At 68.4% G+C, this 24464-nt stretch carries 25 protein-coding genes; 7 read left to right on the forward strand and 18 right to left on the reverse strand.

The features are described from left to right. Window positions 1–2: 2 nt before the first annotated feature. The 3 genes from ruvA to O3I_RS29000 all read right to left on the reverse strand — a co-directional run bounded on the left by ruvA (window position 3) and on the right by O3I_RS29000 (window position 1833). The gene (gene ruvA, locus O3I_RS28990) at window positions 3–608 is read right to left on the reverse strand and encodes a Holliday junction branch migration protein RuvA (protein WP_014986572.1); all 606 of its coding nucleotides are present in this window, start codon (window positions 606–608) and stop codon (window positions 3–5) included. Next, on the reverse strand, window positions 605–1174 hold the full coding sequence (ruvC, locus tag O3I_RS28995) for a crossover junction endodeoxyribonuclease RuvC (protein ID WP_014986573.1): 570 nt from the start codon (window positions 1172–1174) through the stop codon (window positions 605–607). The genes ruvA and ruvC overlap by 4 nt, the downstream gene beginning before the upstream one ends. A gap of 227 nt (window positions 1175–1401) precedes the next feature. Beyond that, window positions 1402–1833 carry an acyl-CoA thioesterase gene (locus O3I_RS29000; protein ID WP_014986574.1) on the reverse strand — a complete coding sequence of 144 codons (432 nt, stop codon included), beginning with the start codon at window positions 1831–1833 and terminating at the stop codon, window positions 1402–1404. Between the two features lie 115 nt (window positions 1834–1948). Between O3I_RS29000 and O3I_RS29005 the strand changes: the two genes are divergently transcribed. Then, window positions 1949–3424, forward strand: a complete 1476-nt coding sequence (locus tag O3I_RS29005; protein ID WP_237748147.1) for an alpha/beta hydrolase — start codon at window positions 1949–1951, stop codon at window positions 3422–3424. A gap of 125 nt (window positions 3425–3549) precedes the next feature. Here the strand turns inward: O3I_RS29005 and O3I_RS29010 are convergent, their stop codons facing one another. Further along, window positions 3550–4512, reverse strand: a complete 963-nt coding sequence (locus tag O3I_RS29010) for a GlxA family transcriptional regulator (protein ID WP_041562943.1) — start codon at window positions 4510–4512, stop codon at window positions 3550–3552. Between the two features lie 28 nt (window positions 4513–4540). On the opposite strand from O3I_RS29010, the gene O3I_RS46530 reads away from it, so the two are divergent. From O3I_RS46530 to O3I_RS29025, 3 genes are all read left to right on the forward strand, one after another. Further along, entirely contained in the window at window positions 4541–4918 is a 378-nt protein-coding gene (locus tag O3I_RS46530; protein WP_237748148.1) for a DUF5988 family protein, read from the forward strand. 133 nt (window positions 4919–5051) lie between these two features. After that, window positions 5052–5408 carry a metalloregulator ArsR/SmtB family transcription factor gene (locus O3I_RS29020; RefSeq protein ID WP_014986578.1) on the forward strand — a complete coding sequence of 119 codons (357 nt, stop codon included), beginning with the start codon at window positions 5052–5054 and terminating at the stop codon, window positions 5406–5408. Beyond that, on the forward strand, window positions 5405–5893 hold the full coding sequence (locus O3I_RS29025) for an SRPBCC family protein (RefSeq protein WP_014986579.1): 489 nt from the start codon (window positions 5405–5407) through the stop codon (window positions 5891–5893). Before O3I_RS29020 ends, O3I_RS29025 begins: the two co-directional genes overlap by 4 nt. Here the strand turns inward: O3I_RS29025 and O3I_RS29030 are convergent. Continuing rightward, a complete protein-coding gene (locus tag O3I_RS29030) occupies window positions 5890–6642 on the reverse strand; it encodes a YebC/PmpR family DNA-binding transcriptional regulator (RefSeq protein ID WP_014986580.1) in 753 nt (250 codons plus the stop codon). The genes O3I_RS29025 and O3I_RS29030 overlap by 4 nt on opposite strands. A 141-nt stretch (window positions 6643–6783) precedes the next feature. Further along, window positions 6784–7431, reverse strand: a complete 648-nt coding sequence (pdxT, locus tag O3I_RS29035; protein ID WP_014986581.1) for a pyridoxal 5'-phosphate synthase glutaminase subunit PdxT — start codon at window positions 7429–7431, stop codon at window positions 6784–6786. A 220-nt stretch (window positions 7432–7651) separates the two neighbouring features. On the opposite strand from pdxT, the gene O3I_RS29040 reads away from it, so the two are divergent. Then, a complete protein-coding gene (locus tag O3I_RS29040; RefSeq protein WP_014986582.1) occupies window positions 7652–9343 on the forward strand; it encodes an APC family permease in 1692 nt (563 codons plus the stop codon). A gap of 81 nt (window positions 9344–9424) precedes the next feature. On the opposite strand, the gene O3I_RS29045 is transcribed toward O3I_RS29040, so the two are convergent. Beyond that, on the reverse strand, window positions 9425–10243 hold the full coding sequence (locus O3I_RS29045) for an acyl-CoA thioesterase (RefSeq protein ID WP_014986583.1): 819 nt from the start codon (window positions 10241–10243) through the stop codon (window positions 9425–9427). Between the two features lie 401 nt (window positions 10244–10644). Between O3I_RS29045 and O3I_RS29050 the strand changes: the two genes are divergently transcribed. Then, window positions 10645–11253 carry a hypothetical protein gene (locus tag O3I_RS29050; RefSeq protein ID WP_041564516.1) on the forward strand — a complete coding sequence of 203 codons (609 nt, stop codon included), beginning with the start codon at window positions 10645–10647 and terminating at the stop codon, window positions 11251–11253. Window positions 11254–11469: 216 nt separating this feature from the next. Further along, entirely contained in the window at window positions 11470–11847 is a 378-nt protein-coding gene (locus O3I_RS44160; protein ID WP_202804886.1) for an HIT family protein, read from the forward strand. A 128-nt stretch (window positions 11848–11975) separates the two neighbouring features. Here O3I_RS44160 and O3I_RS29055 read toward each other — a convergent pair whose 3' ends face one another. The 11 genes from O3I_RS29055 to O3I_RS29105 all read right to left on the reverse strand — a co-directional run bounded on the left by O3I_RS29055 (window position 11976) and on the right by O3I_RS29105 (window position 24266). Then, the gene (locus tag O3I_RS29055) at window positions 11976–12470 is read right to left on the reverse strand and encodes a hypothetical protein (RefSeq protein ID WP_041562944.1); all 495 of its coding nucleotides are present in this window, start codon (window positions 12468–12470) and stop codon (window positions 11976–11978) included. Between the two features lie 224 nt (window positions 12471–12694). Next, window positions 12695–13597: a pyridoxal 5'-phosphate synthase lyase subunit PdxS gene (gene pdxS / locus O3I_RS29060; RefSeq protein ID WP_014986587.1), complete on the reverse strand. Its 903-nt coding sequence runs from the start codon at window positions 13595–13597 to the stop codon at window positions 12695–12697. 547 nt (window positions 13598–14144) lie between these two features. Further along, a complete protein-coding gene (locus O3I_RS29065) occupies window positions 14145–15188 on the reverse strand; it encodes an NUDIX hydrolase (protein WP_041564517.1) in 1044 nt (347 codons plus the stop codon). Then, the gene (locus O3I_RS29070; protein ID WP_014986590.1) at window positions 15188–16312 is read right to left on the reverse strand and encodes a glycosyltransferase family 4 protein; all 1125 of its coding nucleotides are present in this window, start codon (window positions 16310–16312) and stop codon (window positions 15188–15190) included. Before O3I_RS29070 ends, O3I_RS29065 begins: the two co-directional genes overlap by 1 nt. Next, window positions 16309–17328 carry a phosphatidylinositol mannoside acyltransferase gene (locus tag O3I_RS29075; RefSeq protein ID WP_014986591.1) on the reverse strand — a complete coding sequence of 340 codons (1020 nt, stop codon included), beginning with the start codon at window positions 17326–17328 and terminating at the stop codon, window positions 16309–16311. The genes O3I_RS29070 and O3I_RS29075 overlap by 4 nt, the downstream gene beginning before the upstream one ends. Before the next feature lie 43 nt (window positions 17329–17371). Next, a complete protein-coding gene (gene pgsA / locus O3I_RS29080; protein ID WP_014986592.1) occupies window positions 17372–18067 on the reverse strand; it encodes a phosphatidylinositol phosphate synthase in 696 nt (231 codons plus the stop codon). Between the two features lie 2 nt (window positions 18068–18069). Further along, window positions 18070–18663: an HIT family protein gene (locus O3I_RS29085; RefSeq protein ID WP_014986593.1), complete on the reverse strand. Its 594-nt coding sequence runs from the start codon at window positions 18661–18663 to the stop codon at window positions 18070–18072. Then, window positions 18660–20708 (reverse strand): threonine--tRNA ligase, encoded by a 2049-nt coding sequence (thrS, locus tag O3I_RS29090; RefSeq protein ID WP_014986594.1) that lies wholly within the window; start codon window positions 20706–20708, stop codon window positions 18660–18662. The genes O3I_RS29085 and thrS overlap by 4 nt, the downstream gene beginning before the upstream one ends. Window positions 20709–20889: 181 nt before the next feature. After that, window positions 20890–21504: a (2Fe-2S)-binding protein gene (locus O3I_RS29095; RefSeq protein ID WP_141691742.1), complete on the reverse strand. Its 615-nt coding sequence runs from the start codon at window positions 21502–21504 to the stop codon at window positions 20890–20892. Beyond that, a complete protein-coding gene (locus O3I_RS29100; protein ID WP_014986596.1) occupies window positions 21501–21920 on the reverse strand; it encodes a TIGR02611 family protein in 420 nt (139 codons plus the stop codon). The genes O3I_RS29095 and O3I_RS29100 overlap by 4 nt, the downstream gene beginning before the upstream one ends. A gap of 93 nt (window positions 21921–22013) precedes the next feature. Then, complete coding sequence (locus O3I_RS29105) at window positions 22014–24266, reverse strand: SulP family inorganic anion transporter (RefSeq protein ID WP_041562947.1); 2253 nt, start codon at window positions 24264–24266, stop codon at window positions 22014–22016. Window positions 24267–24464 lie beyond the last annotated feature (198 nt).

Below are 24464 nucleotides of genomic sequence, written 5' to 3' on the forward strand. Positions count from 1 at the left end.
GATTACCGATTCTTGCCGAGCAGGTTGAGCGCGGCCCGCAGCGCCGAGGACGTGCCGGCGGCAGGCTGTTCGGCCAGGACGGAGTCGATCGCCTGCTCGGCCTGTTTGACGGGAAACCCGAGACCGGTGAGCGCCTCGACCACCTGGTCGCGCACGGGTGTGACGACCGCGGCCGGGGTCGCGCCGGGCGGACCCGATTGCACCGGAACAAGATTCACCTTGTCCCGCAGCTCGACCACCATGCGTTCGGCGCCGCGCTTACCGATACCGGGCACGCGGGTGAGCGCCGCGACGTTGCTTTCCGCGAGCGCCTTGCGCAGCGCTTCGGGTTCCAGCACCGCGAGCACCGCCATCGCCAGCCGCGGACCGACCCCGGACACGGTCTGCAGCAGACCGAACAGGTCGCGGGCCTCGGTGTCGGCGAAGCCGTACAGCGTCATCGAGTCCTCGCGCACGATCATCGCGGTGTACAGCCGGGTCTCCTCGCCGCGGGTCAGCGTGGACAGCGTCGCGGGCGTGACGTTGAGGCGGTAACCGATGCCCGCCGCCTCGATCACCGTGTGGTCGAGGGCGATCTCCAGCACCTCGCCGCGAACCGACGCGATCACCTCTGTACCGCCTTCCGTTGTTCGGCAAGCCGTTCCGCGTACTTGCGCTGTGCCTCTGCCGCGCGGGCCTCGGCCTTGGCCATGCGTTCCAGCAGCGGCGCCCGCCAACAATGGCAGATGGCCAGCGCCAGCGCATCCGCCGCGTCGGCGGGTTTCGGCGCGACCTGCAAGCCGAGGATGCGGGTGACCATGGCCGTGACCTGCGCCTTGTCCGCGGTGCCGTTGCCGGTGACCGCGGCCTTCACCTCGCTGGGCGTGTGGAACATGACCGGGATGCCGCGGCGCGCGGCCGCCAGCGCGATCACGCCGCCCGCCTGCGCGGTACCCATCGCGGTACGCACATTGTGCTGGGCGAAGACGCGTTCGATCGCGACGGCCCCCGGTTTGTGCGTGTCCATCCAGTGTTCGGCGGCGTCGGCGACCTGCAGTAGTCGCTGGGCGAGGTCCATGTCGGCGGGGGTGCGGACCACGTCGACGTCGATCGCGGTCACCTTCCGCCCCAGCCCGCCCTCGACGATGCTGAGGCCGCACCGGGTGAGCCCGGGATCGACACCCATCACCCGCACGAATTCCCCTCTCGCAGACACGAACAACTGTTCGAGAGTGTAGCGGAGGCAAGGGGTTCGGTGCCCCAGCGACACGGGCACCAGCCGAGCTGGCGGGCCTCGACCACGACGCTCAGCATGAGCACGAAGCATGAGCGGATGACATTGGCTGTGCGAGCGGACGGCCTCGGGGTCGTGCGAAACGAGGCGCGGCCGGATTCGGCACGACCGCCGTTTCGGCCGCTCGGCTAGGCGACTGTGTTCGGTAAGCCGAGTAGTTCCGGGGTGCGGGCGCGGGCGGACCATTCGCGGGCCGGGTCGGTGACGAGTTTGCGGGCGGCGAGGTCGAGGAGGCCGCTCACGTGGGTGACCGTGGCGGCGTGGACGCCGTCGGCGCGGGTCAGCATGTGTTCGACGCGGTAGGTCTTGCCGGTCCCCCACAACCACACGCACGACACGTCGACCGTGTCACCGCCGCGCAGTTCCCGATGGAACTTGATGGTCGTCTCGAGGTTCACCGGCCCGAAGCCCGCGGCGATCAACTCTGCCACCGAAACACCCGCCGCCTGCACGCATGCGAACCGCGCGTGGTCGGCGTACTGGTGATAGGCGGCACCCGTCACATGCAACTGCGGATCCAGATCAGACACCCGCACTTCGATTCGCGCACTGAACGACACGCTCGGCACTATGCCACCCCCTACCGACACGTTTCCCCCACCACGCCTCTCGCGCACAGGGGGCTGGAAGTCGATTCACAGGGTGTCTCGAGGAACGGTGTCGACAATGCCGTACGTGTCTGCCTTTGGTGTGCTGCTCGCCGCGCCCGCGAACCCGGCGCCGCCGCCGGCTCCGCAGTTGCCGTCGGCGAAGCTGAATCCGAACTATCAGAACACTTTTCACCACGGGATCTCGCTGCTGCACGGCTGGCTGCCGCTGACGATCGAGGTCGTCGCGGCGGTGTTTCTGCTGGTCGCGGTGGCGCGGTGGACTCGGCGCTGGTGGCTGGTCCAGGTGCCGGTCTGTCTGCTGCTGGGGGTGGCGGGCGCACTGGTCGCGCGGTGGTACGTGACCAATCAGGGGCTGGCGTCCGACCCGGCGCCCGCATTGCTGTGGGCGTGCGTCGGCGGGACGGTCGCGGCGCTGGGCGTCCTGGTGCTCGGCTGGCGCGGTGCGAACTGGTGGCGGCGTGGCGTTGCGGCGCTTGCGATTCCGCTGGCGCTGCTGAGTACCGGGGTCGTGCTGAACCAATGGGTCGGCTACTACCCGACGGTGCAGTCGGCGTGGGGTGCGCTCACCGCCGGACCGCTACCGCAGCAGACCGATCTCGACGCGCTGGACGGATTGCGCGAAACCGGCGTCACCACCGGCAAGATCGTGCCGGTCCGAATTCCCGACGCGGGCAGCGATTTTCCACATCGCACCGAATACGTCTACCTGCCGCCCGCCTGGTTCGCGGGTCCGACGCCGCCGACCCTGCCGGTGGTGATGATGATCGGCGGCGAATTCAATACGCCTGCCGACTGGATTCGCAGCGGCCAGATCATGCCCGCCGTCGACGCGTTCACCACGGCCGACGGGGGTCGCGCGCCGATTCTCGTCTTCGTCGATTCCAGTGGGAGTTTCAACAACGACACCGAATGCGTGAACGGTCCGCGCGGCGACGCCGCCGACCATCTGACCCGAGATGTGCCGAGCTACCTGGAATCCCGGTTCGGTGCGTCGGCCGATCCGGCGCAGTGGGCGGTGGTCGGCTGGTCGATGGGCGGCACCTGCGCGGTCGACCTGGCGGTGATGCATCCGGAACTGGTACACACCTTCGTCGATATCGCAGGCGATCTCGGGCCTACCTCGGGCACCAAGGACCAGACCGTCGCGCGATTGTTCGGCGGCAACGCCGAGCAGTGGGCGGCTTTCGACCCGCTCACGGTGATGGCCGCGCACGGCCGATACACCGGTGTCGCAGGGCTTTTCGACGATCTGACGCCGCCCGACCGGAATCCCGCACGCGGCAACCACGGTGCGGCGGGCGCAGCTCCGCGTCCCCCGGCCGAGGACGACACCGCCGGGATCGGCGGCCACGACGGCATCCAGGACACCGGCGAGGTCGGCGCGGCCGAAAAGCTGTGCGCGCAAGGACGAGCGGTCGGGATCGACTGCACCATCCACACCACTCAGGGCGGGCACACCTGGCAATTCGCCGCCGCCGCGTTCACCTCGTCGTTCCCCTGGATAGTCGCCCGCCTCGGACTGCCCGTCCCCACGCCCTGAACATGGATTTCCAGGCCGGCCCTGGCAAAAGCGCGGCAGCACAAGCTCGTTCGCGCTGCCATTTGCCGCAGAACCAACGCCTGAACGCAGTGCCGGTACTGAACGCGGAACCGGGCGCGAGAAGTTCAGCTCACCGCCCCGGCCCGGAACGTCCTCCGGTAAGCGTTGGGCGAGACGCCGATCGCGTCGTTCAGGTGCTGGCGCAGTGACGTTCCGGTCGCGAACCCGACCTCACCCGCGATCCGATCGATCGTCAGGTCGGTCGACTCCAGGAGGTGCCGCGCACGAAAGAGGCGTTGCTGGATGAGCCAGCGTCCCGGGCTCATCCCCACCTCGTCGCTGAAGCGACGGGCGAAGGTGCGCTTGCTCATTCGCGCACGGCCGGCGAGTTCGTCGATGGTCAGCGGTAGGTGCAGGTTCGCCAGCGCCCACTCCCGGGCGGCCGCCGTTCCCGCCGAGGTCGACGGCGGCACCGGCTGTTCGATGTACTGCGCCTGACCACCCTCCCGGAACGGCGGCACCACGCACCGGCGCGCCACCGCGTTGGCGACCGCGCTGCCGTGATCGCGCCGCACCACGTGCAGGCACACGTCGAGTCCCGCTGCGGCACCGGCGGAGGTGAGCACGTCGTCATCGTCGACGTAGAGCACATCGGGATCGAGCAGGACCTTCGGGAAGGTGCGCCGGAACCGCTCGGCCTCGCGCCAATGTGTGGTCGCGGGTCGCCCGTCGAGTAGTCCGGCCGCCGCGAGGACGAAGGAGCCGGTGCAGATCGCCACGATTCTGGCACCAGGCCGGATCCGGGCGAACGCGGCACGCACCGGCGGCGGCAGTGCACCGTCGAGGGTCATCCGGATATCGCAGGCGGGCACCACCACCGTGTCCGCGGTCGCGAGCAGCCCGCTGTCGTGCTCGACCGCGATCGCATAGTCCGCGCTGGTGCGCACCGGTCGCCCGTCGATCGAGCAGGTGCGAATCTCATAGCGCCCGCTCGCGCTGCCGAACACCCGATTCGGGATGCCGAGTTCGAACGGATAGACCCCATCCAGGGCAAGCGCGACCACTCGATGAACTGCGGCAGACCTCATGGCACGATCATATCGAGGGAGAGCAATCATGCCATTCGCCGTCGCGCCAGACCGTTCGGCAGGCGCTACCGACCCCGAGTACTTCAAGGTCGGCACGCCCCGACACTTACGGCCGCAGCGGTCTGAAACCGAATATTTTTCCGCGCGGCGCTTGCCTGAATCCGCCAAATCGGGGCCTGCACGCTTCTACCATCCGATGATGAGCACTGTTGTGAAGGCTGTCCTCGAGGGCGGGCCGAAAGACATGCCCGCGCGCATCGTTCCCATCACCCCGCCGGGGATCGAGTTGAAGGTCAAGCACCAAGGCGCGTACGAACACTTCAAGGTCACCGCGCGGGAGCAGGACACCCCCGAGGGGCGGTTGCGCGTCTACGAATGGTGCGACAGCACCCCGATCCCGGAGTGATGCGGGCGTAATCGACCAGCGTGGCCGGTCGTCGTCGAGCGACCGGCCCGCCTTCCCGGAACTCCGCCGGTTCTGCACCCTGGACAAACGCGTAACCAAGTAGTTACGCTTTCGCCGTGGAAGAAGCAGTCCCGTGGACGACATAGCAGGCGCGATCGCCGATCCGGTGCGCAGGCAGATCCTCGAGCTGTTGCGCGACACCCGGCTCACCGCCGGGGATATCGCCCAGCAGTTCGAGATCAGCAGACCCGCGGTGAGCAGGCACCTGCGCGTCCTGCGCGAAAGTGGCCTGGTCCATGCCGAACTCGTCGGCAGGCAGCGGTTCTACCTGCTCGACCCGGCCCCGCTCGGCGACCTCGCCACGTGGATCGCTCGCTTCGACACCGCTTCCGCGTGGGAGCGCAGGCTCGACGCACTCGACACCGAGGTCTACCGCACGCGCCGCGAACGCCGTGCCGATCAGACCGAACCGAAGGAGAACACCGCATGACCCCCACCCCCACCGGCAGCGTCGATCGCACCGGCGGCCGTCGCGACCTCATCCTCACCCGGACCTATCGCGCGCCCATCGCCGACGTCTGGGCCAGCGTCACCGAATCCGACCGCACCGCACGCTGGTTCGGCCCGTGGGAGGGCACGCCGGGCGCGGGCAGCCGGATCAAGGTGCAGATGCTGTTCGAAGAGGGCGCTGGCTGGTGCGACGCGCAGATCGACGCGTGCGAACCGCCGCGCCGCCTCGCCCTCACCACCGAGGACGACTTCGGTACCTGGCATCTGGAAATCGTGCTCACCGAGACCGGCGGCGTCACGGAACTGGTCTTCACCCACCACCTCGAGCCCGAAGCGCCGATCGGTCAGGTCGGCCCCGGCTGGGAGTACTATCTGGACGCGCTCGGGGCGGCCCGCGACAACACGGACCGCCCCGATTTCGAGGAGTACTACCCCTCGATGCAGCAGTATTACGACGAGCTCTAGTCGTCTAGTTCGGCCAGCACCTCGTCGGAGATGTCGACGTTCGTGTACACGTTCTGCACGTCGTCACTGTCTTCGAGCGCGTCGACCAGTTTGAACACTTTGCGGGCGCCGTCGGCGTCGACCGCGACCGACACCGACGGCTGGAAGCCGGATTCGGCGGAGTCGTAATCGATTTCGGCGGCCTGCAGTGCTTTGCGCACCGGGATCAGGTCGCTCGGCTCGCTGATGATCTCGAACGATTCACCGAGGTCGTTGACCTCCTCGGCGCCCGCGTCGAGCACGGCCATCAGGACGTCGTCCTCGGACAGGCCGTTCTTCTCGAGCGTCACCACGCCCTTGCGGTGGAACAGGTAGGACACCGAGCCCGGATCGGCCATGTTGCCGCCGTTGCGGGTCATCGCGACGCGCACCTCGCCCGCGGCGCGGTTGCGGTTGTCGGTGAGGCACTCGATCAGCACGGCGACACCGTTGGGGCCGTAGCCCTCGTACATGATGGTCTGCCAGTCGGCGCCGCCGGCTTCTTCACCACCACCGCGCTTGCGGGCGCGTTCGATGTTGTCGTTGGGCACCGACGACTTCTTCGCCTTCTGGATGGCGTCGTAGAGCGTCGGGTTGCCTGCGGGGTCACTACCACCCGTGCGGGCCGCCACCTCGATGTTCTTGATCAACTTGGCGAAGAGCTTGCCGCGCTTCGCGTCGATCCCCGCCTTCTTGTGCTTGGTGGTGGCCCATTTGGAGTGGCCGCTCATTCCCTACTTCCTTCAGGTCGATGGCACGTTTTGTGGTTGTACCGTACCGGCCGAGCCGGAAGGACAACTTCACCAGCTTAGTGGACGCCACCGGACCGAGTCCGACCGCAGCCCTGCGGCGGAGTTCGGCGAGCGTGCGGACTACGCGGCCCGCACCAGGTCGACGAACAGGCGGTGCACCCGCAGATCGCCGGTGACCTCGGGATGGAACGAGGTCGCCAGCACGTTCCCTTGGCGCACAGCCACGATGCGCCCGGCGAACGGCCCGTCCGGCACGGTCGCGAGCACCTCGACGCCGTCACCCGCGCGTTCCACCCACGGCGCGCGGATGAACACCGCCCGCACCGGGCCGTCGTCCAGGCCGGTGAACTCCAGGTCGACCTCGAAAGAGTCGACCTGTCGCCCGAACGCGTTGCGGCGCACCGTCATATCGATACCCGACAGATGCTTCGCGTCCGGCCTGGTGTCGAGCACCTCGTCGGCGAGCAGGATCATGCCCGCGCAGGAACCGAAGGCGGGCATGCCGTCCCGCAGTCGTGCCCGCACCGGCTCCAGCAGTTCGAAGGCTTCCAGCAGCTTGCTGATCGCGGTCGATTCGCCACCCGGCAGCACCAGCGCCTCCACCGCGGCCAACTCCGACGCGCGACGCACCAGGACCGCCTCCGCGCCGCAGTGTTCGAGCGCCGCGATGTGCTCACGGACATCGCCCTGCAAGGCCAGCACGCCCACGGTCGGACGCGACGGCACGGGGTCCGCGACGGTGGGTGCGGCGACCGGGGAAGCGTTCACCCGGAAAAGTTTACGGTCCGCCGCGGTGTGGGCCTGCTCACGGTGTCCGTCAGGGTTCCGTCAACGGCGGGGTCGAGCGGCCCTGGGCGGGATGACACTCGAACGTGTGATTGCTGTGTTGCCGCGCAAAGTGCCCGCACCGCGCGGAGATGCGAGTCCCGCCCCGGCCCGCCGCGGACTCACCGTGCCTACTGGCCTGGCCGGGCTGTCCCTGGACGCGATGGCGTCGGTGTCCTACGGGCCGGAGGCGATCGTGCTGGTCCTGGCCGCCGCGGGCGGCGCGGGGCTCGGCCTGACCCTGCCGGTGACACTGGCGATCGCGGCGTTGCTCGCGGTCCTCGTCGCGTCGTATCGGCAGGTCATCGCGGCGTTCCCGAACGGTGGCGGGGCGTACGCGGTGGCGAAAGCGCACCTCGGGCATCGCACCAGCCTCACCGCCGCGGCCTCGTTGATCATCGACTACGTCTTGAACGTCGCCGTCTCGATCGCCGCCGGTGTCGCGGCGCTGACCTCGGCCTTTCCGGCGCTCCTGCCGTACACGCTGTGGATCTGCCTGGTCGTGCTGGCCGGGATCACCGCGCTGAACCTGCTCGGCATCACCGAGAGCGCGCGGGCCTTCATGGTGCCGACCGTGATCTTCGTGGCCGGCATCCTGACCGTGATCGTCGCCGGGTTGCTGCGCACCGAACCCGCGAGCGTCAGCCAGGGCACCGCCACCGTGCTCGACGCGCACACCGTCGGAGTTCTGTTGCTGCTCAAGGCGTTCTCCAGCGGGTGCGCCGCACTGACCGGCGTCGAGGCGATCGCGAACGCGGTACCCAGCTTCGAAGCGCCGAAAGTGGTTCGCGCGCAACGGGTCGAGGTCGCGCTCGGCGCGCTGCTCGGCGTCATGCTGATCGGGCTCGCGGTGCTGATCGAGAAGTTCGAGGTGCGTCCGATCGACGGGACCACGGTGCTGTCCCAGCTCACCGAGGCCGCGCTCGGGCACGGAATCGGCTACTACGTGGTGCAATTCGCGACCGTGGTGCTGCTGGCGCTGGCCGCGAACACCTCCTACGGCGGGCTGCCCACCCTCACCAAGATCCTCGCCGACGACAACTGCCTGCCGCACCGGTTCGCGGTCCGCTCGCCGCGGCAGGTGTACCGGTACGGCGTGCTCACCCTCGCCGTCGCCGCCGGTGTGCTGCTGGCCGGCGCCAACGGCAATATGAACGCGCTGGTTCCGCTGTTCGCAATCGGGGTGTTCGTCGGCTTCACCATCGCGCAGGTCGGCATGGTGCGGCACTGGTGGATCGCCCGGACGGCGAACTGGCGGGCACGGCTGGCGCTCAACGGGTTCGGCGCGGCGCTCACCTTCGTCGCCGCGATCGTCACCACCGCAATGAAATTCACCGCGGGGGCCTGGCTGATCGTGCTGATCCTGCCCGCACTGGTGGTCGGCATGGAACGCATTCGCGGCGCCTACCGCAAGATCGGCGAATGCCGCCGCTCCGACGAGGTGCCGCCGCCACCGCGCGCCCGCGAAGCCGTCATCGTGGTGCCGGTCTCCGAAGTCTCCGACCTCAGTTGCGAGGCCCTGTCCGCGGCCATGTCGATCGGCAAAGACGTTGTCGCGGTGCACGTCTGCCTGCCCGGGGAGTCCGCGAAAGCCTTCACCAAGGCGTGGGAGGCGTGGCATCCGGAGGTCCGGCTCGTGCTGCTCGAAGACAGCGACGCCACCGTCGGCGGGCCGGTCGCGCGCTACGTGCGGGAAAACTTCGCGGGCAGACGCAAGGTCGTCGTCATCGCCGAAGTCGACCCACCCGTCGGCTGGAACCGCGTCCTGCCCAGTCACCGCAGCGATGAACTCGAACGCGTGCTCCGCCGTATGTCCGACACAGTGGTCTGCCACCTGCGCGTCCAGGTGGGCTGAAAGCCTGAGTGAATTCAGGCGGCCGCGGTGGTGTGGGTCGGCCACACCCACACCCCGCGGTCGACAAACGTCCGCGGGGGTCTAATCGCGCAGGGTGCGGATCAGTCCTTCTTGGACGACGGCGGCGACCATTTCGCCGCGGAGGTTGAAGATCTTGCCGCCGGTGAGGGCGCGGCCGAAGCCCGCGGACGGGGAGGACTGGTCGTAGAGCAGCCATTCGTCGGCGCGGAAGGGGCGCAGGAACCACATCGCGTGATCGAGTGACGCGTTCTGCGTCTGCTCGTCCGGGTGGGTCACCTTCGACGAGCCCAGCAACGTCATATCGCTCATATACGCCAGCGTGCAGACGTGGAACAGCGGATCGTCGGGCAGCGGATGCCGGTACCGGAACCACACCTGCTGCTGCGACACCGCACCGTCGCGGCGCGCCACCTGCTCGTGCGGAACGGTCCGAATGTCCCAGTGCTCCCACTCCCGCATCGCCCACAGGCGTTCCGGGCTCATCGTGATGCTCGCGTCGGGCAGATCGTCCGGCGCCTGCACCGCCGGCATCTCGTCCTGATGCTCCGGGCCCTCGTCGCCGATGTGGAACGAGGCCGACATGGTGAAGATCGCGGCACCGTCCTGCACGCCCGTCACCCGCCGGGTGCAGAACGACCGGCCGTCCCTGATCCGCTCCACCAGATAGACCGTCGGCTGATCCGGGTTGCCCGGACGCAGAAAGTACCCGTGCAGCGAATGCACCTGGAACCGTTCCTCCACCGTGCGCACCGCCGACACCAGCGCCTGGCCGGCAACCTGCCCGCCGAAGGTGCGCGGGAGCTGAGTCTTCGTGGACGCGCCACGGAAGATGTCGCGCTCGAGCCGCTCGATCTCCAGCGCCTCTTCGATTGTCGCCATGGGCTGAGATTAACTCCCCCCGCCGCCCAGCCCACCCCCGGCTACCAGGTCCCCCACACCCCATCCCGCCGCGCCCCCGCCATCCGCGCCTGTCGCATATGCCCCGAATCCTGCCGAGCCGATCCGCACCCCAGCACTGCCCGGACACGTCGTACGGCACACCCGATGGGGGCACCCACACCGTCGGTGCCGCACTGCGGCTTCCGCCTGATTCGCCGCGTGCGCGGCTCAGGCACAACTCCCGCACCCCATTCAACGCTGAACACGGCGCGCCCCGCGGCGAGTCACGGTGCGGGAACACGCAAAGGGTGCGGGAACCCTGGACACCCCCGCGGCGCCGCGCCCGACCTCGATCGGCGGGCGATTCCCGAGCCCGCTTCGGGTTCCTGTTGGATGGGGTGGTGCCGCAGTTCGTTCCGATCACGCAGGAAGTGCTCGTCGCGCAGGTTGTCGATCGTCTGCGAGAGCTCGACGGGCATCGGGTGGTCGCCGTGGATGGGGCGGATGCCGCGGCGCCCGTCGACTTCGCGCGGCGGATCGCCGACGCGCTGCGCGACACGGGCAGGCCCGCGGAAGTGGTTTCGCTGCACGACTACGTACGTCCGGCTTCCCTGCGCATGGAGTTCGGCAGCGACGAATTGTCCTACCGCACCGCCTGGTTCGACTATGACGCGCTGCGCCGCGAGGTGATCGACGCGCTGCACACCGACGGCCGTTGGCTGCCCGCCCTCTGGGACGAGACCACCGATCGTTCCGCCCGCGCCACCATCCGAACCGCCCTCCCCGCCACCGTCTTACTGATCGCGGGCCCCATGCTGCTCGGCCGCTCCCTCCCCTTCGACCTCACCATCTGCCTGGACATGTCCGACCCGGCCCTGCGCCGAACCACCCCACCCGACCTCCACTGGACCATCCCCGCCCTCCGCCACCACAACGAAACCCCCACCACCCCAACCTTCTTCACCCGCTGGGATCACCCCACCCGCCCAGCCCTCCGCCTCCCCGACTGACCTCCCTGCGTCTTTTCCGCCTTTCACCTGAGCACACTTCGCTTTTCACCTGGTCACACCATGCACGCGTAGCATGGTTAGATGCGAATATCTAGGTAGCAACATGTTTATCCTCGAAGCTCTCCCCCGCACATCGAGCCTCGGTACCGTGACGACGTGGGGAGCGAGTGCCAGGTCTGCACGAAACACCGAGGACTCAGCCTTTTGCTGCGTCCGGTGATCTACGCGGACAACCTGGTGATCGTCACGCATAGATCGCTCGGCAAACGGCAACCCGTCCCCGGCTACCTGCTGATAGAAACCCGTAGGCACACGCCGAACCTCGCGTCGCTCACCGATCAGGAAGCGGCTGCGGTCGGCCGCGCGACAACTCGTGCCGCCCGAGCGCTACAAGAAGAACTAGCACCAGAATTCGTGTTCTCAACGGTCACCGGACGAACGGTCCCGCACTTCCACCAACGCGTATTCGCCCGTCCCCCAGGCACTCCGGCGGCCATCCCTTGGCACGACGTCGACTCGTGGCCCGACGGGCCGCGCATCACTGCAACAGACCTGATCTCCTTGTGCACACGCCTGTCCACGCACTTTCGCTGACGGACAACGCGAAAGCTCCCGGGCCGTATCCCCAGCTGCGCGCTGGTCAATTGATCACCAGGTAATGGTGGCGGCCAAGCCAGTAGCCTCCGCCACCATTACCTGGTGATCGTTTGTCCAGCTATAGGTCAGGCTGCGCAGGCTGGGGATTGCTGGCCGAGGGTGGTGAGGGCTTGGCAGGCCCAGGCTTTCTGGACCTTCCATTTGCCGCCGTCGGCGACGAAGGGGACGTCGACCATGTTGGTCTGGTCGCCGATGGTGAATTTCGCTTGGGCGCTGACGGATTCGCCGAAGACGGTGACGCCGACAACCTCAGCTTTGGCGTTGGCGTCCTTGTAGGCCTGGGCGAGCCGGTTGGGCAGGTCGGGGTCGGCTTCGATGCCTTGGACGAGTTCCAGCTTCTCCGCGCTCGGCACCGCGGGGTCCAGCGCGCGCTGCAGCAGGGCGTTGAGCTCGTCGGCGGTGGGCGCGGCGGGCAGGTTCGGGGCGGCGGTCGCGCTGGTGGTGGTGCGCGAGGGCTTGGGCGGATCCTTCGGATCGTCGCTGCCACAGGCCGCGAGCCCCAGGGCGGCCACCACGGCCAGGCCCGCGATCGCCATACGTCCGGTCTTACGAAGCTTCAACTACTCGTCCTTTGCGCTCGGCTGGTACAGGTCACCTGACAGTGATGCGGCACCAACCACCCCACGGCGTCGACGGGCATCGAAACGCGAAGGTAGTCAACACAATTGTGGAAACAGTAAGGCCCGTATGTGGCCGGGGACAGAGTCGCCGCCGAAACGCAGAACGAGCAGGGACCGCGAAGGTCCCTGCTCGTGCGCATGTCATGCCCGCGTCGGGCGAGCACTCACCAGCCGCGTTCGGCCAGCCGGTGGTCGACGGGCAGCTCTTCGACATTGATGCCGACCATCGCCTCGCCGAGTCCGCGCGAGACCTTGGCCAGCACGTCGGGGTCGTCGTGGAAGGTGGTGGCCTTGACGATGGCGGCGGCCCGCTCGGCCGGGTTGCCGGACTTGAAGATGCCGGAGCCGACGAACACGCCTTCGGCGCCGAGCTGCATCATCATCGCGGCGTCGGCCGGGGTGGCGATGCCGCCCGCGGTGAACAGCACGACGGGCAGCTTGCCGGTCTCGGCGACCTCACGAACCAGCTCGTACGGCGCCTGCAGTTCCTTGGCGGCGACGAACAGCTCGTCGGCGGGCAGCGAGGACAGCCTGCGGATCTCCTGCCGGATCTTGCGCATGTGCGTGGTCGCGTTGGAGACGTCGCCGGTGCCGGCCTCGCCCTTGGAGCGAATCATGGCCGCGCCCTCGGTGATTCGGCGCAGCGCCTCACCGAGGTTGGTGGCGCCGCAGACGAACGGCACGGTGAAGTTCCACTTGTCGATGTGGTTGGCGTAGTCGGCGGGGGTGAGCACCTCCGACTCGTCGATGTAGTCGACGCCGAGGCTCTGCAGGATCTGCGCCTCCACGAAGTGGCCGATGCGCGCCTTCGCCATGACCGGGATGGAGACGGCGGCGATGATGCCGTCGATCATGTCGGGGTCGCTCATCCGGGACACGCCGCCCTGCGCGCGGATGTCGGCGGGTACCCGCTCCAGCGCCATCACTGCGACCGCGCCCGCGTCTTCGGCGATCTTGGCCTGGTCGGGGGTGACGACGTCCATGATCACCCCGCCCTTGAGCATCTCGGCCATCCCGCGCTTCACACGGGCGGTACCGACGGTCTGGGTGGTCTCGGGCGTCGTCACGGCAAACTCCTGGGTCATCTGCGCCAATCGGGTCGCAAGGGATCGAATCGACCCAATTCTATGCGGGCCACCCAGGCCACTTGATAGCCAGTCGGAGATGACTGGCCTTGTCGATTACCAGCGAGGATGTCCGCCGAGGCCCGCACTGGACCGGTCCGATCGCGCCGTCCGCGGGTCGCTCGGCCGCTTCGCTAACTTCCAGCGCGCCAGCCGTCCGAGGCACACACGCCGAGTCCCGGCCTTTCACCACCAGCGGGGGTGAAGAGCCGGGACTCGCGATGCGTACTACCGGAAACCGCTCAGAGCGGGCCGACCACGAAAATCGACGCCCAATACTCGGCGGCGGAAGGGCCGATGATCGGCAGCAGGAAATCGAACAACAGGTAGGACATGTATCTGGTTACCTCCGCGAGCCCAACGTTCTCCCCGCGGTGACACGGGGACCGCAGCACCGAGCGTGCCGTTCCAGTAGCACTACCCATGCCGCGCCGATCCAGTCGCGACCGTAGCACGATCGTGAACCACATCACACCCGGCGACCCGAAAACTAGCGAATGGAGCGGACTTCCGGATCGATGGTGCCGGAGGCGGCCGCAGCCGCTTCGGCGAGCAGCTCATCGAGGTTGTAGGGGTAGACGGTTTCGCCGGAGCGGTCCAGCGCGACGATGTCGGCGACCGTGCACCACTTGTTGCCGGTGATCGAACGACGTTCTATCGCAGTGAGATTCGTGGCCTGCGGTTCGTAGCCGGGGACGCGCAAGGCGAAGAAGAGTTCTTCGGAGCGGATGAGGTCGCCGTCGAAGGGGAACACCGCGACCCGGCGCCAGATGGGTCCGCGCAGGCTTTCCGGGTCTGCCCTGTGCCCCGTCTCCTCGTACAGCTCGCGCACAGCCGCATCGCGCAGGCTCTCCCCCGGCTCGACGCCGCCGCCGACGGTGAACCAGAACGAGGTATCGGGCGTCTTGGGATCGTTGCCGCGCATCAGCAGGGTGCGGTCGTTCTCGTCGAACAGCACGATCCGGGCGGTGGTGCGGGTCGTGTCGACGTCGAGCCCGGTCGAGGCGGCCGGGGTGGCCCGCTCGGTGATCTCGAAATACGTGGGCAGCGGGGCGGTGCCGCCGAGATGCAGGATGCGGACTGGCCTGCGGGTGCGCAGCGCGAGCGTGTCCCGGACCGCGTCGTTGTGGAACCGCCGGGCGATGAGCACGCGGGCTTCGGCATCGGCGAGCTCGGCCACCATCTGCGGCCGTAGCGCTGCGCTGTCGACCGCCGAAAGTGCCGCGGAGAGCTGGTTTTCCACCGCTTCCCGGTCGAGGCGCCCGGCGCGCTCGGCCCGGTCGGCGAGCATCGCCAAGAGCTTGGCCCGGTCGAGCGCCGCCGGATCGGCACCGGGATCGGCGAGCGCGGAGGCCACCGCCCTGGCCACCACCGCCCGCCGCGACAGCGCGGCATCGAGCGCCTGCCAGGATTGGTCGGAGCGCACGTGCAGCCGGTCGAGCCGGTTCGCGGTCGAGTACGCCCAGAGACCGATCGCGATGACGACCGCGGCGATCAGCGCGAGAACGAGGACCGTGGTCGCGGAGAAGGTGATCATCCGGCGGCCCGCACCCGGGTGTCGCCGACCGTCACCGTCTCGTAGACCCGCAGGATCTGCTCGGCCACCACCGGCCAGTCGTATTCGCCGACCACCTGGGTGGCGGTGTGCACCAGCGCCTCGCGTCGTGCGTCGTCGGTGAGCATGTCGTCGATGGCGGTCGCCAGCGCGGCCGAATCACCCACGGGCACCAGCACTCCCGCCGCGCCGTCGCGCAGCACCCGGCGGAAGGCGTCCAATTCGCTTGCCACCACCGCGGTTCCGGCCGCCATCGCCTCGATCAGGATGATGCCGAAGCTTTCCCCGCCGAGGTTGGGCGCCACGTAGACGTCGGCGCTGCGCATCGCCGATGCCTTCTCCGCGTCCGACACCTGCCCGAGGAAGCGCAGATGTCCGGCATCGGTTCCGGCCTGGCGGCGCAGCCGCTCCTCGTCCCCACGCCCGACGATGAGAATCTCCAGGTCGGGATGCTTGCGCACCAGCGCGGGCAGCGCGCCGAGCAGCACGTCCATGCCCTTGCGTGGCTCGTCGTAGCGGCCGAGGAACAGCACGCTGCGTCCCGGGCGCGGATAACCGGGCAGCATCGGCGCCCGGGCGAAGGCGGGCACGTCGACGCCGTTGGGAATCTCCACGGCATCGGAGCCGAGCGCCTCCACCTGCCAGCGGCGCGCCAGTTCCGAGACGGCGATGCGCCCGCTGATCTTCTCGTGGTAGGGCCGCAGCACGCCCTGAAACGTGCTGAGCACCAACGATTTCGTGGTCGAGGTGTGGAAGGTCGCGACGATCGGCCCCTCGGCGATCTTCAACGCGAGCATCGACAGGCTCGGCGCGTTCGGCTCGTGGATGTGCAGCACATCGAAATCGTTGCCGTCGATCCAGCGCCGAATCCTGGTGTAGGCCATGGGCCCGAAGGACAGTCGCGCCACCGATCCGTTGTACGGGATCGCCACCGCGCGACCGGCGGACACCACGAAATCCGGCAGCGGTGTGTCCTCGGCGGCGGGCGCGAGCACGCTCACCCGATGGCCACGCTCGATGAACACCCTGGCCAGCTCGACCACGTGGGCTTGCACGCCACCGGGGACGTCGAACGAATACGGGCAGACCATGCCGATTTTCATGCGGAACCATCCGTCGGCGCCGTCGTGTCCGTGGGCGCCGCCGGGTCCGCGCTGTCGGCAGCCGTCACGGCAGGCACGCCGTGCTCGCGCTGCGCCGCCGCGATCCGGGCCAGCCGCTCTTCGGACAGATCGCCCTCCCACATCGGTTGCAGCATATGCCAATCCGCCGGATGCGCAGCGATGTTCGCGGCGAACCGGTCGGCCAGCGTCTGGGTGGCGGCCGCGACCCCCTGTGAAACATCCACGGGCGCCTCGACTTTCATCCCCCACGCTTCGGCGCCATCGGCGGTGAACCAGGTGTGCACGGGCAGCATGGCGGCGCCGGTCTGTGCGGCCAGTTTGGCGGCGCCGGCCGGCAGCCAGGTGCGCTCGCCGAAGAAGGTCACGGGCACACCGCGCCCGGTCAGGTCGCGCTCCCCCATCAGGCAGACGACCTTGTTCTCGGCCAGCCGCGCGGCCAGCTGCACGAACGGCGGCTGCTCACCGCCGGTCAACGGGAACACCTCGAACCCGAGGCTTTCCCGGTAGGCGACGAAACGCTCGAACAGCGACTCCGGCTTCAACCGCTCGGCGACCGTGGCGAATTTGCCGTGGTTCTGCACCAGCCAGACCCCGGCCATGTCCCAGTTGCCGGAGTGCGGCAGCACCAGGATCACCCCGCGTCCGGCGGCCAGCCCCGCCTCGAGGTGTTCGGTCCCGGCGACCGGCAGTGCACCGATCGCTGCGTGGTCCATAGACGGCAGCCGGAAGGCTTCACGCCAGTATCGGGCGTAGGACCGCATGCTCGCCTGGATCAGCTCGTCCGGCACGTCGGACGGGGTGCCGCCGAGCACGCGAGCAAGGTTGCGGCGCAGCTGGTTCGGCGCTCCGCCCGCGCGGAAGGCTCGATTGGCCTTGCGCGACACCCGATCCGCGCCCCAGTCGAACAGGCGCCGCGCCGTCGACTCGGGCAACGCCCGCACCAGCCGCCAGCCCGCCGCGTACCCGGCGTCGCCGGCCCACTCGCCGAATGTCATGCCCCTGCCTCCCACACCACGCCACCAGCACACGGCGGCGGTCTCACGACGGCAGCTCCGTCGCGTTCGCCGTTCCCGCCGTGGGGTTTTCCGGCCGCGCGGGCGTGATCACGTCCCGCGCGCCCGGGGATCTACGGACCGCGAGCACCCGCTGGAACACCGTGACGATGCTGAGCACCGCCAGGATCCACATCGCGACGTGTACCGCGTAGGTGAGCCAGTCCAGTCCCCAGTATCCGCCGATTCCGGTGAATCCGGCACCGACCAGCACGATGATCAGCCGATCCGGGCGCTCGATGATGCCGCCGTCGGCGGACAGCCCGCTGGCTTCGGCGCGCGCCTTCGCGTACGAGATCACCTGGGAGGTCACCAGTACCACGAGCGTCGCGGCGAACAGCGGCTTGTGCTGCTCGTGATACACCGCCCACCAGGCCAGGCCGCCGAAGATGGCGCCGTCGGCGACCCGGTCGCAGGTGGCATCGAGCACCGCACCGTACTTCGTGCCGCCGCCGCGCGCTCTGGCCATGGCGCCGTCGAGCATGTCGAACATGACGAAGAACCAGATCACCATGGTTCCCCAGAACAGATGCCCGGTGGGGAACAGGGTGACCGCGGCGAGGATCGAGGCGGTGGTGCCGATGACGGTTACCGCGTCCGGGGTGAGTCCGGTGCTCACCAGCGCTTTGCCCAGCGGCGCAGTCGCTTTGGCGAACGTGTCGCGGCCGAAGAAGCTCAGCACTTCTAGTCGACTTCCTTCCAGGCCGCCGACAGCAGCGCGCGCGTCTCGCGCAGCAGCTGCGGCATCACCTTCGCGCCGCCGACCACGGTGATGAAGTTGGCGTCACCACCCCAGCGCGGCACGATGTGCTGGTGCAGGTGGTCGGCCAGCGAACCACCGGCCACGCCACCGAGATTCAGGCCGACGTTGAACCCGTGCGGTCGCGACACCCGCTTCATCACCCGGATCGCCTGCTGGGTGAACGCCATCAGCTCGGCGCTCTCGGGATCGGTGAGATCCTCGAGGTTGGCGACCTTGCGGTACGGCACCACCATCATGTGGCCGGGGTTGTACGGGTAGAGGTTGAGCACCGCGTACACCAGCTCGCCGCGCGCGATGACCAGGCCGTCCTCGTCGGACATCTTCGGGATGTCGGTGAACGGGTGCCCGGTCGAGCTGGGATCGGTGGTCGCGGCCTCCGCGATGTAGGACATCCGGTACGGCGTCCACAGCCGCTGCAACCGATCCGGTTCGCCCGCACCGCGATCCACGATGCTGCCCTGTTCGCCGGCGTCGTTCAGTTCGTCGAGGCCATCCGGCACCGTACGTTCGGTCATCCTGCGCCCTTGATCTCGAAGCCCTCAGCGGTCGGTGACGCGTTCTCCCGGTGCTCGAGCCACGCCACGATGGTGGCCACCGCGTCCGCCACCGGCACCCCGTTGACCTGGGTGCCGTCGCGGAACCGGAAGCTCACCGCGCCGGCCGCGACGTCACGCTCGCCCGCGAGCAGCATGAACGGCACCTTCTGCGCGGTGTTGTTGAAGATCTTCTTCTGCATCCGGTCGTCGCTGCGGTCGACCTGCGCCCGCACGCCCGCGTCCTGCAGCCGCTCGATCACCTGATCCAGGTGCGGCGCAAAGGCTTCCGCGACCGGGATGCCGACCACCTGCACCGGCGACAACCAGGCCGGGAACGCGCCCGCGTAGTGCTCGGTGAGCACGCCGAAGAAGCGTTCGATGGAACCGAAGAGCGCGCGGTGGATCATCACCGGCCGCTGCTTGGTGCCGTCGGACGCGGTGTACTCCAGGTTGAACCGTTCCGGCAGGTTGAAGTCCAGCTGGATGGTCGACATCTGCCAGGTGCGGCCCAGCGCGTCCTTGGCCTGCACGGAGATCTTCGGGCCGTAGAACGCGGCGCCGCCCGGATCGGGCACCAGCTCCAGGCCGGAGGCCGAGGCCACCTTGGACAGCGTCTCGGTGGCCTCCTCCCAGATCTCGTCGGAACCGACGAACTTCTTCGGGTCCTTGGTGGACAGCTCGAGGTAGAAGTCGTCGAGACCGTAGTCCTTCAGCAGACCGAGCACGAACTCCAGTGTGCTGGTCAGTTCGGCGTGCATCTGCTCTTTGGTGCAGTAGATGTGCGCGTCGTCCTGGGTCATGCCGCGCACCCGGGTGAGGCCGTGGATGACGCCGGACTTCTCGTAGCGGTACACCGAGCCGAATTCGAAGAGCCGCAACGGAAGTTCCCGATACGACCGGCCGCGCGCCCGGAAGATCAGGTTGTGCATCGGGCAGTTCATCGGCTTGACGTAGTAGTCCTGGCCGGGCTTGCGGACGGTGCCGTCCTCGTTCAGCTCCGCGTCCAGGTGCATGGCCGGGAACATGCCGTCGCGGTACCAGTCCAGGTGACCGGAGACCTCGAACAGGTGACCCTTGGTGATGTGCGGGGTGTTGACGAATTCGTAGCCCGCCGCGACATGCCTGCGCCGCGAGTACTCCTCCATCTCCTTGCGGATGATGCCGCCCTTGGGGTGGAACACCGGCAGGCCGGAGCCGAGCTCGTCGGGGAAGCTGAACAGGTCGAGTTCCAGGCCGAGCTTGCGATGGTCGCGGCGCTCGGCCTCGGCCAGCAGGTGCAGGTACTCGTCGAGCGCCTCCTGCGACTCCCAGGCGGTGCCGTAGATGCGCTGCAGGCCTTCCCGGTCCTGATCGCCGCGCCAGTAGGCGGCCGAGCTGCGGGTGAGCTTGAAGGCCGGGATGAACTTGGTGGTCGGGATGTGCGGGCCGCGGCACAGATCGCCCCACACGCGTTCCCCGGTGCGCGGGTCCAGGTTGTCGTAGATGGTCAGCTCTTTACCGCCGACCTCCATCACCTCGGGATCGTCGATCCCGGACTTGTCGCTGATCAGCTCCAGCTTGAACGGCTCCTTGGCCAGTTCGACGCGGGCGTCCTCGACCTCGACGACGCGGCGCGAAAACCGCTGCGCGCCTTTGACGATCTTTTTCATCCGGGATTCCAGCTTGGCCAGATCCTCGGGGGTGAACGGCTTGTCGACCTGGAAGTCGTAGTAGAAGCCGTCCTTGATGGGCGGGCCGATACCGAGCTTGGCCTCGGGGAACTCCTGCTGCACCGCTTGGGCGAGCACGTGGGCGGCGGAATGCCGGATGACACTGCGGCCGTCCTCGGTGTCGGCGGCGATGGCCTGCACCTCGACGTCGGTGTCCGGGGTCCAGGACAGGTCCTTGAGGCCCTCCGCGTCGCGCACGACGACGATGGTGTCCGGTCCCTTGGTCGCCAGCCCGGCCTCGCGTACCGCGGCGCCCGCCGTCGTCCCGGCCTGTACAACGACAGTCACCGGGCTGTTGCGGGCTGAGGTGGTCACGGCAGTGCTCTCCTTGGCTTTTCTCGGGTGCGGGAAGTTCCCGCGGATCATGGCCGGGACAGCAGTTGTCCCGGCGCGACCATGCTAGCTAGCCCGGCTTCCCACGTCTTGCGCCGGTTACTGGGCGCGTCCAATCTTTGCATTGCGGACCGACAGTCGTGCAATTGATCAGGCGGGCACGTCAATTCTCCCCGGCCAGGCGCTCCAGCATGGCGGTGCGCTCGGCGGCGGGCCGCTTGGGGCAGCTGGTGCACATCTCACAACTGGGGACCTCGTAGACGAGGCAGCAGGAGATCCGTTTGACGAATGTGCGGCCGCCGATCTCGACGAACCGGGGCGCCGGCAGCTTGCCGCCGATCGCGGCCGCCAGCCGGCCGCCCGCCGCGCCGTCGCCGGCGTCCAGTGCCCGGTTCCCGACCGCGTCGGCGACGATCGCCCACAGGGCAGGCACGCCGGCGCCCGATACCTCGGCGACCGGACCGATCACGGCCGCAAGGGTTTCCCGCAGCGCCGCACCGGGCTCGGTCGCGGCGTCCGGCTCGGCGAGCACGTGAATGCGCTCCACCCCGCCGTCGGGCCGGACCTCGCAGTCGAACCGGTCCAGCACCGGTTCCACCGCGGGCCGCCCCTGCGCGTAGGCGCGGGCGACCTGCTCGACGAGCGCGGACGAGACCATGCACCACCACAGCGTGCCCGCGATCCGCGGCGAGGTGGTCCCCCAGGAATGCCCCATCTCCGCGATCCGCGCCGCCAGCCACTGCGGCTCGGTCAACGTGCGCCCGGGGACGGTGTTCACCACTTCAGGGGACTGCGTAACCATTGCCACTCGACTCCGATCCAGCTGCCGACCATCCCGAACGTGCCCAATATCCAGAGCGTCACGACGACCAGCGCGAAGGTGGCGGCCGCCGCGAACACCCGCATGGCGAGACCCCGTTCGGAATACCACGCCATACCCTGCCGGTACTTGTCGCGTAGCCAGCCGAGGGCCCGGCGCGCCCAGGCGAATTCGGTGGCGAGGATGCCAAGTCCGGCGAAGACGATCGCCCAGCCGGGTCCGGGGTACGGAATCGCCAGGATCCCGAGCGCGAGCACCGCGGCACCGGCCAGCGCGACCCCGATCCGGTAGACCAGGTTCAGCGTAGGGCGCTCGGCGACGCGGGCACGGAAGGCGCGCCAGCCTGTTGGTCGGGTTTCCAGCTCCGCGGTCATCTTTCTCAGCTTACGAGTCGGCGGGCCGCGCCAGGGCGGCCCGAACGCGTCGAACCCGCCCGGTGCCGCCGGGCGGGTTCGATGCTCCTGCGATCAGACCAGTTCGGGCATGACCCGCTGGCCCGCTTCGTCATCGATGTGCGCCAGGCCGTGCTCGGTCACCTCGATGACCCGCCCGCTGGCGATATCGAAGAACAGGCCGGACACGGTGACCCCGCGCTCCTCGACCGCCCTGCGCACGGCCGGGTGCCGCTGCAGGTTCTCCAACTGCACCGCGACGTTCACCATGCTGAGCTGATCGACCTCGTTGAAGCCGGCCCGCGCCGCGGCCACCGCCACCGGATGACCCCGGTGCATCCGGTCCAGGCTGGGCCGGGCATGGGCGAGCCACTTGTCGATCTCCGGACCCGCCTGCGCGCCCGAATGCAGTGCCTTCATGGCGCCGCACGACGAGTGACCGCAGACCACGATCGAGCGCACGTTCAGCTCCTCCAGCGCGAAGACGAGCGCCGCGTCGACCGACGGATCACCCACGGCCGGAACGAGATTGCCCACATTGCGGACGGTGAACAGGTCACCGGGCCCGCTGTTGGTGATCATGTTCGGCACGATGCGCGAGTCGGCGCAGGTGAGGAAGAACGAATCCGGATCCTGGCTGTGCACCAGCTCGTCCAGATGCGGCCGCACCACGTGCGCATGGCTGCGGTGGTAGGCCGCGACGCCGGCCGCGATCGGGTCGTCGTGCTCGTCGCGCCGCCATGGACCGAGGATGTCGCTCAACACCGCGCGGCCGAAACTGCGCGACGGCGGACCCGAGGTGGCGTGCTCCATCCGGGCACTGCCGATCTCCACGAAATCGACACTGCCGCCGTTGCTTTCCTGCTGGCGCACCCAGTCCTCGATGGCCTCGAACGCGGCGTGATCGAGGAAGTCGACGGTCATCTCGACGGTGACGTCGGCGTCCGAGGGCACCTTCATGAACTCCGCGGACAGCTTCGGCAGCGCGAGGAACGTGCAGGAACCGTCGATGGTGATCATCCAGCGTTGCGAGCCCGGGATCTGCCGGGCGTTGATGGCGACCCGCACCACGCGCCACAGCAGCAGCCCGAACGCCAGCGCGAGGCCGATCAGCACGCCCTCGAGCAGGTTCAGGAACACCACGCCGGCGATGGTGGCGGAGTAGACGAGCAGATCACCGGTCCGCCGGGCAAGCCGGATATGGGCGAGTTTGACCAGCTGCGTACCGATGACGATCAGCAGGCCGGCCAGTGCCGCCTTCGGGATCTGCTGCACCACGGCGGCCAGGGCCACCGAGAACACCAGGATCCAGACGCCGTGCAGCACCGCGGAGGCGCGACTGCGCGCACCCGCCTGCACGTTGGTGGCGGAGCGCACGATCACGCCGGTCACCGGGAGGCCGCCGAGCAGGCCCGAGAGCACGTTGGACGAACCCTGACCGATCAGCTCGCGGTCGAAGTTGGTACGCCGACCGGAGTGCATCTTGTCCACCGCGACGGCGGAGAGCAGGCTCTCCACGCTGGCGATCAGAGCGATGGTGATGATCATCAGCACCACGGCCGACCAGTCGCCGCGCGGCAGTTCCGGCAGGCCGATCGCGTCGAACAGCGAGCCGTTCAACACGATTCGCTCGGCGCCGGTCGGCAGCACCATGGCGAGCAGGGTGGCCGCGACCACCGCGACCAGCGGTCCGGGCACGGCGCGCACCTTGGCGGGCATGTACTTCCAGCCCAGCATGATCGCGATGACCACCACGCCGATGAACGCGTCGCCACCGTGCAGCGACATCAGCTGCCCGGGCAGCTGGGTGATGTTCTTCCACGCGGAGCTGTGCGACGAACCGCCCAGCAGCACGTGAATCTGTTGCAGCGCAATGGTGATACCGATACCGGCGAGCATCGCGTGCACCACCACCGGCGCGACGGCCAGTGCGGCGCGCGCGATCCGGCTGAGGCCGAACAGGATTTGCAGCACACCGGCCGCGACGACGATGAAACCGGTTACCTTCCAGCCGAATTGGCTGATGGACTCGGCAACCACGACGGTGAGGCCGGCCGCGGGGCCGCTCACCTGGAGCACGGAGCCGCCGAACAGGCCGGCGACGATGCCGCCGATGACGGCGGCGATGAGACCCGCCATGACCGGCGCACCGGAGGCGAGGGCGATGCCGAGGGACAGCGGCAGCGCGACCAGGAAGACCACAATCGAGGCGGGCACGTCATGGCGCAGAATCGATTGGACACGTTCGGACATCTGTCCGGAACTTCGACCCGAGCCCGCGGGGACTGGCGGTGACATCGGTGGGGCTAAATCGTTATCGACAGCCATGACTTCTCCTTCGCCGAACCCGGTCCGGAGACCGAGGTCGGTTGACGATCAAATGTCCAGCAGGGCAAGCGACCGCGAACCGGCATTCTCGCGGTGAAGCAGCTCTCCCGACACGGCAACGGGTCGGGATGTAAACCGAATCAAGATTATTAGTAAAGACTTAGCAAAGCCTGAGAACCACGCAAACTATGCGTAAAT

Source organism: Nocardia brasiliensis ATCC 700358 (assembly GCF_000250675.2).
GTDB classification, from domain to species: Bacteria; Actinomycetota; Actinomycetes; order Mycobacteriales; family Mycobacteriaceae; genus Nocardia; species Nocardia brasiliensis_B.